Origin of the sequence: Paenibacillus sp. SZ31, assembly GCF_012912005.1 — a bacterium.
In the GTDB taxonomy this organism is placed as follows: Bacteria; Bacillota; Bacilli; order Paenibacillales; family Paenibacillaceae; genus Paenibacillus.
In genome coordinates this window covers 77,521-93,017 of the sequence record NZ_JABBEA010000016.1, presented here as the reverse complement: position 1 = coordinate 93,017, position 15,497 = coordinate 77,521, and the positions used below count along the sequence as shown (strand labels likewise).

14 protein-coding genes are annotated in these 15,497 nt (G+C 45.7%); 7 read left to right on the top strand and 7 right to left on the bottom strand.

Annotated features, from left to right (window positions below; genetic code table 11):
• Positions 1-117: 117 nt before the first annotated feature.
• Positions 118-537 (bottom strand): ester cyclase, encoded by a 420-nt coding sequence (locus HF638_RS23565; protein ID WP_169482384.1) that lies wholly within the window; start codon positions 535-537, stop codon positions 118-120.
• A 277-nt stretch (positions 538-814) separates the two neighbouring features.
• Complete coding sequence (locus HF638_RS23560; protein WP_062836304.1) at positions 815-1,717, bottom strand: SDR family oxidoreductase; 903 nt, start codon at positions 1,715-1,717, stop codon at positions 815-817.
• 190 nt (positions 1,718-1,907) lie between these two features.
• Between HF638_RS23560 and HF638_RS23555 the strand changes: the two genes are divergently transcribed.
• The gene (locus HF638_RS23555; RefSeq protein ID WP_169482382.1) at positions 1,908-2,891 is read left to right on the top strand and encodes a MerR family transcriptional regulator; all 984 of its coding nucleotides are present in this window, start codon (positions 1,908-1,910) and stop codon (positions 2,889-2,891) included.
• Between the two features lie 26 nt (positions 2,892-2,917).
• On the opposite strand, the gene HF638_RS23550 is transcribed toward HF638_RS23555, so the two are convergent.
• From HF638_RS23550 to HF638_RS23540, 3 genes are all read right to left on the bottom strand, one after another.
• Positions 2,918-4,447 (bottom strand): alpha/beta hydrolase family protein, encoded by a 1,530-nt coding sequence (locus HF638_RS23550; RefSeq protein ID WP_169482381.1) that lies wholly within the window; start codon positions 4,445-4,447, stop codon positions 2,918-2,920.
• A gap of 180 nt (positions 4,448-4,627) precedes the next feature.
• On the bottom strand, positions 4,628-6,007 hold the full coding sequence (locus HF638_RS23545; protein ID WP_169482379.1) for an amino acid permease: 1,380 nt from the start codon (positions 6,005-6,007) through the stop codon (positions 4,628-4,630).
• A 316-nt stretch (positions 6,008-6,323) separates the two neighbouring features.
• Entirely contained in the window at positions 6,324-7,313 is a 990-nt protein-coding gene (locus tag HF638_RS23540; protein WP_169482377.1) for an ABC transporter substrate-binding protein, read from the bottom strand.
• A 232-nt stretch (positions 7,314-7,545) separates the two neighbouring features.
• Here HF638_RS23540 and HF638_RS23535 point away from each other — a divergent pair, with 232 nt between their 5' ends.
• From HF638_RS23535 to HF638_RS23515, 6 genes are all read left to right on the top strand, one after another.
• The gene (locus tag HF638_RS23535) at positions 7,546-9,231 is read left to right on the top strand and encodes an AraC family transcriptional regulator (protein WP_169482375.1); all 1,686 of its coding nucleotides are present in this window, start codon (positions 7,546-7,548) and stop codon (positions 9,229-9,231) included.
• Between the two features lie 37 nt (positions 9,232-9,268).
• Positions 9,269-9,634 (top strand): DUF6713 family protein, encoded by a 366-nt coding sequence (locus HF638_RS28935; protein ID WP_340400551.1) that lies wholly within the window; start codon positions 9,269-9,271, stop codon positions 9,632-9,634.
• A 169-nt stretch (positions 9,635-9,803) separates the two neighbouring features.
• Positions 9,804-10,199, top strand: coding sequence for a hypothetical protein (locus HF638_RS23530; RefSeq protein WP_169482373.1), 396 nt, complete (start codon positions 9,804-9,806; stop codon positions 10,197-10,199).
• A gap of 679 nt (positions 10,200-10,878) precedes the next feature.
• The gene (locus HF638_RS23525) at positions 10,879-11,172 is read left to right on the top strand and encodes a leucine-rich repeat domain-containing protein (protein WP_169482371.1); all 294 of its coding nucleotides are present in this window, start codon (positions 10,879-10,881) and stop codon (positions 11,170-11,172) included.
• Positions 11,173-11,205: 33 nt separating this feature from the next.
• Entirely contained in the window at positions 11,206-11,370 is a 165-nt protein-coding gene (locus HF638_RS23520) for a hypothetical protein (protein ID WP_169482370.1), read from the top strand.
• 37 nt (positions 11,371-11,407) lie between these two features.
• Positions 11,408-12,400 carry a DUF4003 family protein gene (locus tag HF638_RS23515; protein ID WP_169482368.1) on the top strand — a complete coding sequence of 331 codons (993 nt, stop codon included), beginning with the start codon at positions 11,408-11,410 and terminating at the stop codon, positions 12,398-12,400.
• A gap of 111 nt (positions 12,401-12,511) precedes the next feature.
• Here the strand turns inward: HF638_RS23515 and HF638_RS23510 are convergent, their stop codons facing one another.
• Complete coding sequence (locus HF638_RS23510; RefSeq protein ID WP_169482366.1) at positions 12,512-13,501, bottom strand: phosphotransferase enzyme family protein; 990 nt, start codon at positions 13,499-13,501, stop codon at positions 12,512-12,514.
• A gap of 135 nt (positions 13,502-13,636) precedes the next feature.
• On the bottom strand, positions 13,637-15,412 hold the full coding sequence (locus HF638_RS23505; RefSeq protein ID WP_169482365.1) for a SulP family inorganic anion transporter: 1,776 nt from the start codon (positions 15,410-15,412) through the stop codon (positions 13,637-13,639).
• Positions 15,413-15,497 lie beyond the last annotated feature (85 nt).

Genomic DNA, 15,497 nt, shown 5'->3' with positions numbered 1-15,497 from the left:
CTTTCAGATGTTGGAGTCATAAGACAGAAAACGTTTTACATACTTGTATACAACTTTGTTCATTATAACACGAGAACGCTTACAAAGAATTGAAAACTAAAAAAAGAGCTGAGAAACTCAGCCCCGATTACGTTCCAATTGTTTTTCGATGCCCAACCTGTCGATCTGTATCCAATACGCTGCAATTCGTTCGTTTTCCACTCGGTATACCGCACTCGCAATTTCAATCACTGGCAGGTTGGTTGGGCTGTATCCGTCCACTTCGCCAACATGGGTACCCGTTTGTCTCCAGCGCACATAGACTTTGTCGCCTTGCGTCAGCAACTCCAGAATTTCGAGCGAAAACTCCCCGTAAGCTTCAATCATTTCTCGCACATGATCCGCATAATCGGAAGGGGTTCGAATCACCGTGACCTCTTCTTCAGATATCACTTGATGGGCCAGTACCTGTTCCGCCATCACGCTACTTGCATAATCAGGGTTTCGGCCTGATCTTACTTCTTCAAAAAAGGTTCTGACAATCTGTTCTGCTGTCATACGCCACCCCAGTCTATTCAAATGTTCCGCTTATATATAAATATGTAGTAACTCTTGTATTTTAACATGGTCCCCCGGCTATGGAATTACAACTGTTCTATTGTTCTACAGGACTTAAATTAGCAAAGGATATTAGAACCAACACCTCTTTATACGACCTACATTACAGATAACAATGATCCCAAGGAATAAATCTATAAAAATAAAGAACACCATTCACCTTCATCGGGAATGGTGTTCTTTATTAAATATGATCACTGACCTTTTCATCCAACGTTTACGGACTAACCGTACCGCCATTCGCATTCAGTGTCTCGCCGCTTACATAGCTGGATTCCTGGCTTGCCAGGAACACAAATGCCGGAGCCATCTCGGCAGGTTGTCCTGCTCGACCAAGCGGTGTGTTGGAGCCAAAATCAGCGAGCTTCTCAATTGGCTGTCCACCCACGACCTGAAGCGGAGTCCATACCGGGCCTGGTGCAACAACGTTGACACGAATCCCTTTGCTACCCACTTGTTGGGCCAGCGCTTTGCTGAACGTATTAATTGAAGCCTTCGTTGTCGCATAATCCAGCAGGATTGGCGAAGGTTTGTACGCTTGAATCGATGATGTGTTGATAATGGAGCTACCCGGTTTCATGTGTTTTACCGCTGCTTTGCAGAGCCAGAACATGGAATAGACATTCGTTTTGAACGTCGCATCGAATTGCTCGGTGGTCAGATCTGCAATCTGCTCCACAAACTGTTGCTTACCTGCCACGTTAGCGAGGATATCAATCCCGCCAAGCTCTTTTACCGCAGATTCAATAAGTTCCTCGCAGTATTTCTCATCCTTCAGGTCACCTGGCTTCGTAATCGCTTTGCGCCCAGCTTCCTCAATCAGCTTCACGACTTCCTGTGCATCTGCTTCCTCTTCCGGCAAATAAGCCAGAACGACATCTGCACCTTCACGGGCAAACGCAATCGCTGCCGCCCGGCCAATTCCACTGTCAGCTCCTGTCACAACCGCTTTGCGTCCCGTTAAACGTCCGCTGCCTTTATAACTTTTCTCACCCGCATCGGGAACAGGAGTCATCTCACGCTGGAGCCCCGGCTCATCCTGTTGCTGTTTCCACTCCGGTGTAGCCTTCGGATATTGTGTCGTTGGATCTTGCATGGTGTGCTGGTCTTGATTAGCCATGTTCAATTCCTCCTCGGTTATTTACAGTGATCACTGTGATCACAGAAGTTGTTTTCATAAATGTTGCACTCTTTCCTTTGTAACCGAGATGGGTGAAATTTAAACTAAGCCCGCCCGAATTCTCTGACAGCTGTCTAACATTGAATCTCCTCTAACAGGAGATTGTATAATAGAACATGAGGTGATCTCGTTGAATGCAAACAAAGAACCCTATTCCATCGGTGAAGCAGCCAAACTGATCGGCTCCACGGTGAAAACGATCCGTTATTATGATGAGATTGAACTGTTACAACCCTCCAGTCATACGGAAGGCGGGCATCGACTCTATACAACGCAAGACCTGTGGCAACTCGAACTCATTACAACACTACGTTATTTGAATTTCAGCATACCGGATATTCGAAAACTCATGTCGGGTGAACTGGCGGTAGCACAGGCGTTAGATCTGCAGATTGAAGCCTTGGAAACCCAGATCGGCACGATGAATTCCATGCTCTCCGTTTTGCAGCAAGCGAAGCAGCATGAAGAAGACACTTCACTGCACTCGGAACAGTCTCTCACGTATATCTCTAGTCTGGTAGAATCGCTAACGGCCAATGCAAGCAGCCGAAAACAATTCGTTGCTGCCAAGGTGGATGAATCTCATCTGCTGGACAGCATTCCGCAGGATTGGAGAGTGTCGTTTCTACACTTTTTCGATAAATACATGATGAAAGATACGAAACTGACGGCTCAACAAACACTGGCCTGGAAGGAAATTCAGGAGCTGATCAATGATCCGGCCTATTGGGCTGATCTGGCTAGGTTGGAGGTTCCGTTCTTCATTATGGCAAATCAGCCACAAGTCGAAGCGGACGTCTGGGTGAAAAAAATGGAGGCTATTCGCATTCGCACTACCGAAGCGCTGGACAAACGGTGGGCTATCGACAGCCCTGCTGTGCAAAGCATGGTGTGGGACTTTGTGTTGATGTACGCCAGTGCTGAGCATGCTGAAACACCTGAAGTATTTTTTAGTAAACAGGCCCGATATATGCTGGACTCCGTGACCGATCGTATTTTGCGTTTTAACAAGCTGTGCAAGGTGATCAATCCCGAATGGAGCCAGATTGTAGATGGCATTAACCTGTTGCAGGAGGGCATGCGGTTACGTTTAAAACAAATGGAAGAAGACTGAATTTCAGTCTCCTTCCATTTTTACGTTTAGCCTTTTTTCAATGAATAGGATTCATGTTCTCCCACTTCCTTGTCCATATGGAGTGGTTGCCCTTTCAAGTAGTGGTTGAAGAAATCAATCGTTGTATCGTTGACCAAATGTTGCGTCCCGCGCGCATCTACACCCTGCGTCCATTCGAGCAGTGGAGAGATCAGGTAGAGGTCGGAGAAACTCAGATGTTTGGTGTTGGTCAGCTCCATCCAGAAGTTCCCTCCTGCGGTTACCGGCTCATAGCGCTCGTACACTTCCTCATAATATTTCTCGGCTTCCGGACGGGTCGTGCCCATCGCAGCAATTTCCTCGTCACTCATGACACTTGTGCCTGCAACGGTTGAGTATGCACTCATCATCAGGAACGGCTTGCCCACGCCTTCAGCAGGGATACGCTTCTCGCCAAACAATACGCCATCCATATTCATGCCTGCTTTCACACGTGGATCATCCATTAACATCTGCACTGTCGTTGCTCCGCCGAATGAATGCCCAAACATGCCGATCTTGTCCAGATCCATATGTCCAGTAAAGCGCCCACTCGGGTCCCCCTCAGCCAACTTCTCTACCTCATCCAGTACAAACTGTGCATCCTTCACCCATGTCTCATTCAACTTGTCCATGTAACTGAACTGCAGCTGCTCAAAGCCTTCTTTTCCTTCGGATTCAAATTGCGCCACACGTCCATCCGGGAATACGGATACCAGACTGCTATACGTGTGATTAATGCCCACAACAATGTAACCTTGACTCACCAGCTGCTCGACCTGGAACGTATTCTGATTTTCATAACCATGCAGACCATGGGAGAAAAGAACAACAGGATACGTGGCTTCGGCATCAGATAACTGAGCTTCCTGAATCGCATGCGTTTTGACCTGACTCAGACTGGAAAATAAAAGCTTTGGCAGTTTCAGCACTTCATTGAAGGCTGGCCCGTAGATCTCCGGCTTATTAACATAAGGGGCTGTTGCGCCCTCTGCGTCTGGATTCGTTGGGTACCAGATCTGCACCATCAGCTCCCGTTTCTCTCCGGCGTTACTCGTCAGAAGTTCGTCCCGGCTGTTATCTGTCCAGTCGTAGGATACCGTTCCGATTCCATAAGGACCTGCTGGCTTGGCAAACGTAAACACTGGGAAGAGCAGCGGTAAGCCAATGCTCACAACAGCGTATACCACCACCATGAGAGACGTTGCGATGATTCGAACACGTCCGAATTTCCCCGCCACAGTGGATGTGGAAGATGACGTCTCGGAACGTTTACTGTTCAGCGAGGTTGCACCTGACTGTTGCTGGCGTCTTGCCTTTGTAAATAACACAACCAGTGGAACCAACGTGAGCAGATACGCTGGAATCATCGGCCAACGAAGTCCTTCGACCACACCATGGATGATCAACAGCACACCCGATATGGCGAATCCACTCCATACCATTTTCCGAAAATGTTGACTCTGTCTCCCGATTCCGATTACCCCCACGAACATAAGCAGGTTAAAAATAAGATAAATCCATTCTACTGTCCTCATAAAACGTATGCCCCCTTGTCTGCCTCCTATCTTAAAACCTCCAGTTACAGGAGATTCAAGCATGAATTTTGCGAAAAAAAATGCACTCCCTGAATGACGCTGAATCACCCGCAGGTTCTCCAATCGTTTCAAGGAATGCATGTATGATATTACGATATAAGTTGATTTTTGAATATTAGACTAGCGATCTTCCCCGCCATCTACCCGTTGTCTTTTTCCGATGCCAAATGCGAAATATCCAGCCACCACGATGGCCATGAACGTAGCTCCAACAATCAGAGGTAAGCGCGTATCCGGGTTAAACGCCATACCGATGATGACGAGAATCAGATACACAATAATAATGTAATTGCTGATCGGGAACCATTTGGACTTGAAGTTATGATCTGCCATCTCGTTGCCCCAACGCTTTCTGAATCGGAACTGGCTGAACGCCAGCGCGAACCATGGAACCATACCCGGTAGAACACTTGCACTGTAGATGTACAGGAACAGCTTGGAGTCCGGCATCAGGTAGTTCAGCACAACCCCAATCAGCAGCAAGGAGATCGTAATGACGATACTGTTGCGGGGAACTCCGCCTTTGGACAGCTTTTTGAAAAAGGCAGGTGCCTGCCCATTCTCAGCCAGCGTATACAGCATACGTCCCGCACTGTAGATCCCGCTGTTACATCCCGACATGGCCGCCGTGAGTACCACAAAGTTAATGATTCCCGCTGCAGCCACAATGCCGACTTTGGCAAAGGTGAGCACAAACGGGCTTCCCGTCTCTCCTACCTCGTTCCAAGGATACAGGGTTACGATTACGAATATGGCGCCGACGTAGAAAATAAGAATACGCCACACGATATTTTTGATCGCTTTACGCAAGGTATATTTCGGATTCTCCGCTTCGCCTGCTGTAATACCGACCATCTCTACCCCCTGATATGCAGCCGTTACGATACACAGCGCGAAGAGGAAACCTTTGATGCCTCCAGGGAAGAAGCCACCATGACTGAACAGATTCGACAGACCAATGGCCTGACCCCCATTCCCCCAGCCGAAGAAAATGAGTCCTGTTCCGATCACGATCATCGCAACAATAGCCGTCACTTTGATCATCGCAAACCAGAATTCAAATTCCCCATAGAACTTCACGGCCGCCAGATTTGCCGCCGCAATGATGAGCACCCCAGCAAGTGCAGGCAGCCACTGTGGAATATCCGGGAACCAATACCCGACATAGATACCAATCGCCGTAACTTCCGCCATACCCACCGTAACCCATAGGAACCAGTAGCTCCAGGCGGTCAGGAATCCGGCAAGCGGACTAATATATTTGTGAGCAAATGTAGCAAACGAACCGGTTACCGGCTCCTGAATCAACATTTCACCCATAATACGCATGACAAAAAAGATAACGATACCGGCCAGTAAATAGGCCAGCAACACGGATGGCCCTGCCCATTTGATCGTACTCGCCGATCCCATGAACAAACCAACGCCGATTGTACCTCCGAGTGCAATCAGCTCTACATGGCGGGGCTTTAGCCCTCTAGATAGTTGCTTTGATTCCAAACGATTCTCCCCTTTTCTTGTGTACAGCTTCCTGATGTAATCTTTAATTTTCACATTCACATTAACGCAATGCAGAATTACTCCACCAAATTGTACGAGATGTGCCGCAGAAATACAACAAGGAATGTGAGGAAACGGATTCACTACACATATAGGTATAGGATAACCGCTTAATGAATATGGCAGTCAGATAAGGTGAAGTCTGATTGTACAAGCTGAGCCCATTTCAAAGTGTGGAGTAGAACGATAGTACAAAAAATACAAAAAGAACCCCCTTCAACAGGAGGCTCTCTCAACTCTACTACTTATTACCGAACTATTGCTGCTTCATCATGGCAGGCAGTTCATTCAAAAATTCATGCATCGTGTAGGCATCACGTTTATTCCACTTTTGCTCCACCACATACACATGACCGTTCTTAACCGCAGGAAGGTCCTTCCATATCGCTGACTTCATCAGTTCGTCATTCTCAGCGGAATCTTCCCCTGCCCCAGCTGCCATCAGGAATACGTGATCCCCGGAAAATGATGGCAGACTCTCAAGTGATATTTGAGCCCATGGCATTTCTTCATCAATCGTTACCTTTTTCACCTCATTCGGTATATCCAGTCCATAAGGTGAGTATAAATCGGCAGCTAGCCCTGTCGTCATAACATACAGCGTACGATTTGTGTTTAAAAATATCGTTGCCGTCTCATCCGGACCGATGTTCGCACTCTGTTTGAACGCATTCCAGGCTTGCTCCGATTTCGCATCATAATCTTCCAGCCACTGCTGTGCCTCTGCCTCCCTATTCACCAGAAGACCAAGTATAGGCAGGCGCTGCTCCAATGGAGCATCTACATCGATTCCGACCGTTGGCGCCACTTTCGCAATCTGATCCAACTCCTCCCCTTGAGCGTGAAGACCTGTGATGATCAGATCTGGCTCAAGCTCAACCAGCTTTTCCAGATTCAACGGCGCACCAAGATCTTCAATGTCCTTGACTTGATCCTGATATATTGATTCGAATCGGCTATCCTGACCGACTGCATCTGCTCCAAGTACCAGCATGTCCCCGAAGGTTTTATTATCATAATAGACGATCCTCTGCGGATCAGTTGGTATCTCTACCTTACGTCCCAGATAGTCCACGTACTCTTTGGTTTCCGGTTTCTCCGCAGCGGCTTCCGTTTCTTTTACGGCTGTCTGCTGCGTTGTTCCCTCATTTACCGACGCACCTTCATTGCTACTACATGCACTTAGCCCGATACTCAGCACCAGAACCGCACCAATAGACCATCCCCATCGTTTAACAGTATACATGACGTTCTCCCCATTCGCTCTGTTTTAATGATAATCATTATCACTATCTTCTACCTATAGTAACGATCCAGCATAGACGCATCAATGGACAATTCTAGGGCTTTTCAGACAATACTTAGCAGATGTAACACCAAGTTATGTTCTATCTCGCTTATCAATTGGTTGAAAATAGAGAGTATTTACACTATGCTATTCCATGAGAATTGTTATCAATTAGTAAGGGGATTGTGGCATGAAGCTTCTATTACATACCGATCAGGAACATGAAGTCTACTCGCTTAGCGAGATTGATTTTATGGAGGAACCCGTCAACATACTGCCTTCGCAAGAGCATCGTCTCCTCATTGTCATTTCGGGAAACTTCAGGTTGGATCTGGGGGAAGAGACGCTTACTGCCATTGAAGAACAGTGTTTTTATATTCGACCCGGAGGCAACATTGTACTAACCAGGCAGGATCATGAGCCGTTCGCTGTCTATATGTTTTCTTTTCATGTAATCAACGTTCAGACTTCGTCCGTCTGGTTCGACACAAGTCCTGCCTTTGATGAAAGTACGTTGCGATCCGATCGTTCCTATTCCAGCGTGCACACCATTATTCAGGATATGATTCGTCAACGCCCCTATATCAACAAAGCAGAAAGCAATGCCTATCAACCCATGTTCCATATGCTGATGCTGTCTCTCTCTGAACAGAATACGAAAGCTCCCTCTTTGGAAAATACCAGAGATGCCGTTAAACGCACCCTTATCTATTTGCAGGAACACTACGCCGAGAAAATTAAAGTGCAGGAACTATCCGATATATCCGGGGTTTCCTTATGGCAATACAATGAGCTGTTTCGCTCACTGACAGACAAAACTCCGATTGAATATCTAACCGAGATTCGTTTGAATCGAGCCAAGGAATTGCTTTTGCAGACCGAAGAAACCATTGAGTCCATCGCCCATCAAGTTGGATTCAATGATCATTATTACTTTGTCAGACGTTTTCGTCAGAAGACCGGGTTGCCTCCTAGAGAGTATGCAGCGATGTATAAGCAAAGCCACACGGACAAGGACATTCTTTTCCGTGACTCTACAGGAAGGTTGTTGCAACTCCCCAAGGACAAATCACGTATTGTATATCTGGATCGTAATACCGCAAGTGACTTGATGGCCCTCGATTTGTTCCCAGTCGGTAGTCCCAAGAGTCTATTAGGCCAATTCATCGATACCGCTCCAATGCAAAACACAACCGAAATCAGCTTCCCCCCCAAGCCTGAGGAGATTCGAAAGCTGAAGCCCGACCTTATTCTCGTCGCCAACTACTATGGCATCTCTCTGGATGAGATGAATACCATTGCTCCAACCATTGTGTTGGATCGTGAGCAAACATTGGAAAGCCGCTTGCGGACCTTGGGCCAAATTTTCGGCAAAGAAAAAGAAGCGGAACGTTGGCTGATCCGCTATGACGCTATCGCCGAATATATGTGGAATGTATGCAAAGACGCATTCGTACCCGGTGAAACTGCCACAGTTCTTGTCGACAGTAATGATGGCAAACTCTATGTCATGGCCTCTCAAGGTCTCACAAACACACTGTACCATGCCAATGGATTCAGACCTCCTCATGAAGTAGCGACACTAATAGAGCAAGGCGAGGCTTTTATTGAGATCGCGGAAAGTGATTTTGAGCGTTATGTAGGGAATTGTATTTTTATGATTTCTGCAACTCGAGATGGGGATGTCACTGACCCTACTTCTTATGAGCGCGACATGAGTTGGATGGAAAGCCCCTATTGGCGTGATCTTCCTGCGGTGTGTAACGGCAAAGTGTATCACGTAGGGCAGCACTGGAATATGGATGGTGCGCTGGAACGAATGCAAGTGCTACATGCTTTGCCAGAACTGTTACGTAGATCTGTAATGAAGAATTAACCTACTTGTGATTACATTCAAAAATGGGAGGCTTCACATGCCTGACTTGTTGTTAGTTTTATTTTTGTTTAACCTATCTCTCTTCCTGCTTCACGAAATGGATGCCATTAGGCGATCCGAGTGGAAACTGTTTATCGTGTTGAAAGATATGGAAGATGATAAAGCCTACAGATATTTCACTTGGATTCATTTACCCATGTACACGATCATTCTTTCTCTACTTTTTAGCTCGTATCAAACCATTACATTTTGGGTCCTGGATATCTTTTTCATCATACATACCGTATTGCACTTCTTTTTCGAAAAGCACCCTCGCAATGAATTTAAAAATGGATTTTCCAGATCATTGATCTACCCTATGGGAATAATCGCTTTAATTCATTTAATATTCCTAATCATCTAATCTGATCCACTATTTACATCTGTATTTTATTGGTATATAGTATAGCCGTTAAGAATCTTAGCGCTAACATAAACTGAATAAGGAGGGGCTCCAATCCGTTTCGAAAAGGTTTTTGGTTTACATCGAGTTAAACTATAAAAACACTTTATTTTGAGAGGATGGGCATTCTATGAAAAAACGCATTAGCACATTTTTTGCACTTATTCTAGGCATCTCCCTTCTGTTTAGCCTAACGGCTTCCGCTAATCCCGCCATTGTAAGTTACGGAGGTACCTATTACAATGCGCTCTCGGCCGGACAAGGGTACGCCTACATTCTTCCTAACGCCAAAACGACCGGTACCAGCGTGAAAATTACGACAAACACAGCTAATGCCCTTCAACTGCATTATTACTGGAGCTATAATAATACGACACTTGATCTGGGTACAGCCATCGTAAACAAAACCATTTATAACAGCGGTTCAGCCTACTATAGCCCGGGCACGCTGATCACTGTAGTAGAACGTGTTCCAGGTTCGACAACGGCATACCCTAACGTAGCCTACACGATTTCTTTCAATTAGATCAAACATAGATCACCGATCAATCTAACCTACGACCGCTAATTGCGGTCTTTTTTTATATTGATACACTTCTTTGCAATAATAGATTGAACTAAAAAATATTTACACTTGCCACTCCGATGACAGAACAACCTTCCGATCGCTGTTATCCCCCAGATTATTCTGAATTAAATTTTCATAGGTGATAATCTGGTAATAAAGGTGCAGTGTATGCTTCCGAAGTAGCTTTCTTACAGAAAGCTTTTAGCTCCGCTTCTTCAGGTTCTTTCTGTCCTCTACGTTCTCGTGTAAATGGTTCGTTAAATCTCTTATCTGTGGAAGTGGCACCCCTGGCCTTCTCCAGCAAAACGAAGATCAAGAAAAACATAGAAGTCATATCGCAGATGAAAAATCTGAAATCATTGCAGCTATTCAACGTGGAGCAGAACTTACCTGATCATCTGTTATCTTCTTTGTATTGTATTCATTGCAAAACGTCAGTTTCTCCAAACATAATTACGAGAGCCAAAGCGTTCTCCCGGATCACGTAGAGCATATCACCCTGCCGTTTAGTGACGTTGAATTCATACCTGACTTCGCGCCTGTCTCCAGTGTACGCAAGGTTTTGCTAGGTTCTCAGACCTGCCAATTCCAATCACTGGATTCGTTCAAAGCCGTTCCTGATGTAGAAGAAATCCACTTGATTGCGGCCAAAAAACTGGCCGATATATCATATGTAGCCCAGTTGCATCATTTAAAGATATTAGATGCCAACTTTGCCCCTGTAACCAATTTAAGCCCCTTCCATGAGCATCAAGGTATCGAAGAAATACGACTTAGAGGCTCAGCAGTGGAAAGTTTTCAGGGAATGGGCGTCTGTCCCAACCTAAGAGTACTTTATGCAGAGAAAACCAAAGTGAAGGATCTGCATCATCTGGCGGATATGCAAACATTGAAAAACCTTGATGTGACCAAGCTTAAACCCAAGTCGTAGGATTTCATTTCTACCCTAACCGGCCTGGAGATATTGGATTTATGTAAAACATCGTTCTCCGATCCAAGTCTGCTATTGAATCTGTCTAACTTAAAGAAAGTACGATTGTCTGGCAGTGAGGTAGACCCTGAATCCAGCAGCTTCAAGGCGTTGGAAGAGCTGATGTTGCAGCGTGAAGGTAATCTAATCATGAAATAGAATTCTATAAACTAACAATGACTATGGAGGTCTACTTATGCAGCAGCATCATGCAGAACGAGTTGAATTATTCGTTTCCAACACTCAGATCATCAAGAAGTCGTTCAAATGGCAACATGGGATGATTCACCGTCTGGCTGCCTTTCTCTATGCAGCGGAGAATAAAGTTGTTGATGCAGAAGCCATTCGCCAAAACCAAGAGTTGATCAAGCAAAACACGAAACTCTTCTCTGCATTCAGAGGTAATTCGGCTATTAGTATTGCTACCATGCTCTCCCTTACAACGGATGAGAACACGAAGCTGGCAGATACCCTACATGTCTATGACCTCATGAAAGAGATCAAATTTCGCACCTCGGATTATCTGGTTATTGCCGCCTATCAGATCGCTACTCAGGTATCGCCTGATCAGTTTCAACCTACGGTCGAGCGGGCCAAATCATTTTATGACGGCATGAAAGCAGAGCATCGCTTCCTTACTGGACAGGATGACTACATTTTCGCTGCCATGTTAGCCCTCTCCGATCTCGAAGTGGATACCGGTGTGGCACGCATGGAACAACATTATGGTAAATTAAAGCCGGAGTTCTCCTCCAGAAACAGTGTGCAGGCGTTAACACAGATACTCGTTCTTGGAGATGATACCCCGGAAGCAAGTGCTCGTGTGATTGCGTTAAATGAAGCTTTTCGCAAAAGGGATCTTCGAATGGATAAAACATACACACTGCCCTCTCTCGGTATCCTTTCCCTACTGCCTTCTGACAGAGACTTATTAGTGGATGAAGTCGCGGAAACAAATGACTGGTTACGGAATCAAAAAGGGTTCGGTGCTTGGTCGATTGACAAACAGGAGTTGCTCCTGTTCTCCTCTGCGTTGATAGCCATTCAACATGTGGAGAATCTGCGAAACGGTGTGCTTACGACAGCGATCTCAACCAGTATCACGAATATTATTATCGCCCAGCAGGCCGCCTTGACCGCAGCTGCCGCAGCATCGGCTGCTGCCGCTTCTTCATCATCGTCGAGCTAAACGTGACCATGTTACCTTCAGATAAGTTGAAAAAGCCCCTCCCGAGTTCAAGTTCACTCGGAAGGGGCTTAAAGCATTCAAGCCTAAACCTAAAATAATGTTCCTCATTCACTACGATACAATACCCGTATCCCGGAACTCTTCCACGAAACTATCCAGCCAATCCGAACCATAGTCCAGCGCACCCATATCACTCTCAATAAAAGCAACATCCAGACCCATCACCCAGAATCGGCGAGTGATAATAAAGAGATCAACCGCCTGTTCATCTTCGGCAGAGAAACTTCTGACTGAACGATATCCTGCCATTAGCGCATCCCATAATGCTGCTTTTCGCTCATCAGACTGTCTTTTTCGAACTTTCACTTGAGCTAAATCATAGGCACGCCAGCCTTTGGCTGCCCACTCGAAGTCATAATGGATAAACTGATGATCCTGTTGAAAAGCATTATTATTCCCATGCATATCGCCATGACACAAGCCGAAGTCAAGACCTTGATTCGAGACGGCAACAATGCGCTCTTTTAATGTTCTTGCAAACGTTTGAAGAAATGCTGCTGCTTCATTGTTCTCACCGATGTAGTGGATGATTCCCTCAAGCGGCTCATCAATAAGGAACTTCAGATCCAGCTCATATCGTGGCAGCTCCACGGTCACCTGATCCAATACCTTATGCAATTCAGCGGCAGATTGACCAAAAGCGTAACAGGACTCTTCATCCTCAAGATTGTTCTCTGTCCCCTCAATATACCGAAACATCACAGCAACCCGCTTGCCTTCCGCAGCCTCCAACACCGTATATCCCGTATGATCTTTCTTCTCGATGTATTCTCCGATGTCGGTGTGTTCCGCAGAAGCTAGAACGTTCTTCAGTTGAGACAACAGCGATAGTTCGTACTGAACATCTGCCTCCGCAATTTCAGTGCGGTAGATACGGAGAATATACATGCCAGTAGACGTGCGAACCCGGTAGGTATCATTCAATCCTCTAAGCCAAAACAAACATTCTTCCCATGTTCCAATGTCATATTGATTACTCAATGCAGACTCCAGGTACCTGGGGTTAAGCACTGAACGTAAAGCAGTCGGTTGAATGGACATATGGTTGCTCCTTCGGTTTAATATGATTATTCTCATCTGATGAACGATATAATCCTTTCACCTATCAACCTATAACATAGTATATTTTTCATTTATTTTCCAGAATATATATTTTAACACGATCTCTTCAGCGGATTATACAGGACTATTGGCATTAACTCGCTTTCCAGATTTCAGCAGGCTGATACGCTCTGGATCGGTTCCAGCGCTCGACAATGCAGCACATTCACGAAATGCAAAATGTTTGCACCCTCTACATTTCTGATCATCCAGATGCCTTAATGCAAAATTGATAGCTTCACCCGTATGTTCAAACATGTGATCAGGACCAATCCGTTCAATCAAACCTGTTCTCTTCAACATCTCTAAAGGTTGTGCCTGAATGCCTGAAAGTAAAATCCTTCCCCCAGAACTCTCCATATGTTTGACAATATGGGCCAGATTGGATTCACCTGTCGTATCCATAAAGGGCACCTTGCCCATACGCAATAGCAAAATACCTGGTCGCCGATGAATCGAATCCATGACCGACTTCTCAAACCTATCTGCGGCACCAAAGAATAACGGCCCTTCAATTGTATACAGGCTTATTTGTGGACAATCATGTCCTTCGCGGACCATGTGGGCCATGACTTTCTCATGTTTATGATTGGGATCAGGCAGCACTTTGGCAACCTTCAACATCTCACTCATTCGCTTAACAAATAAAAGGACAGCCAGAATCAACCCAACCTCTACAGCTGTCGTTAAACTTGTAAATACGGTCAGTAAAAAGGTAATGAGCAAAACGAGCGAATCGCTCGTTTTGGTTTTCATGACATGCATGAACGATCTCCGTTCACTCATATTCCAGGCCACCATCATCAGGACTGGAGCCATACTGGCAAGTGGAATATGGGAAGCATATGGCGCGAACAGAATAATTACTAGTAGGACGACTACACCATGAATAACCCCAGACAATGGTGATACAGCTCCAGATTTAATATTCGTTGCCGTACGTGCAATCGCTCCTGTTGCAGGAATACCACCAAATAACGGTGTTACTATATTAGCAATCCCCTGTCCAATAAGCTCCCGATTGCTGTTATGGCGACTTCCGGTCATACCATCGGCAACAACAGCAGACAACAACGATTCGATTCCGCCCAACATGGCGATGACAAAAGCGGGTTGCACCAAGTTTAAGATTCGCTCCCACGTGATCTCAGGCAAATGAAATTGAGGCAAGGAGCTTGGTATCGCACCAAAGGACGATCCGATCGTAGTTACCTGCCCTTCAAAAAACAACGCTGCGACTACCGTCGATAGCACCAGACCTACCAGTGATGCAGGCACCTTCGGTGCAAATCTCGGCACAAGCAGAATAACAGCCAGACAACAGCCTGCTGTCAGCAAACTATATATATTAATGGTTGAGATATGCACCCCGATTTCTTTCATATTGGACCAGAAATCTTCATGCTTCTCAATCCCGCTTAGTCCCAGAAAATTAGCAATCTGCCCACTGAAAATAATAACGGCAATACCTGCCGTAAATCCAATGGTCACGGGTCGTGGAATAAACTTGATTAACACCCCAAGCTTAAACAACCCCATTAGTACAAGCATCACTCCAGCCATGATTCCGGCAATCAATAAATTCTCATATCCATACTGCATCACAATGGCGAAGAGGATCGGAATGAATGCCCCTGTCGGGCCGCCAATCTGGAACTTGGAACCTCCTAGCAAGGAAATGAGAATCCCTGCGATCACCGTTGTATACAAGCCATACTCCGGTTTGACCCCGGAAGCAATAGCAAACGCCATACCGAGTGGAATCGCAATAATACCTACAATTAACCCTGATAACAGATCCTTCCGAAAAGCAGAACCATTGTACCCCGCATATCTCCCCATCCATTTCATCTGACTTAACCTTCTTTTCTTCATATATTTGAATATTTGAATATAATAAGAACACTACGCCCCTGCAAGCACCCTGTCAATCGCA

Bases quoted from the DNA above. Each gene is read 5' to 3' on its own strand.
- HF638_RS23540 (WP_169482377.1), bottom strand. From the start codon at position 7,313: ATGTATACTGTTAAACGATGGGGATGGTCTATTGGTGCGGTTCTGGTG.
- HF638_RS23515 (WP_169482368.1), top strand. From the start codon at position 11,408: ATGCAGCAGCATCATGCAGAACGAGTTGAATTATTCGTTTCCAACACT.
- HF638_RS23565 (WP_169482384.1), bottom strand. From the start codon at position 537: ATGACAGCAGAACAGATTGTCAGAACCTTTTTTGAAGAAGTAAGATCA.
- HF638_RS23535 (WP_169482375.1), top strand. From the start codon at position 7,546: ATGAAGCTTCTATTACATACCGATCAGGAACATGAAGTCTACTCGCTT.
- HF638_RS23510 (WP_169482366.1), bottom strand. From the start codon at position 13,501: ATGTCCATTCAACCGACTGCTTTACGTTCAGTGCTTAACCCCAGGTAC.
- HF638_RS23505 (WP_169482365.1), bottom strand. From the start codon at position 15,412: ATGAAATGGATGGGGAGATATGCGGGGTACAATGGTTCTGCTTTTCGG.
- HF638_RS23530 (WP_169482373.1), top strand. From the start codon at position 9,804: ATGAAAAAACGCATTAGCACATTTTTTGCACTTATTCTAGGCATCTCC.
- HF638_RS23560 (WP_062836304.1), bottom strand. From the start codon at position 1,717: ATGGCTAATCAAGACCAGCACACCATGCAAGATCCAACGACACAATAT.
- HF638_RS28935 (WP_340400551.1), top strand. From the start codon at position 9,269: ATGCCTGACTTGTTGTTAGTTTTATTTTTGTTTAACCTATCTCTCTTC.
- HF638_RS23550 (WP_169482381.1), bottom strand. From the start codon at position 4,447: ATGAGGACAGTAGAATGGATTTATCTTATTTTTAACCTGCTTATGTTC.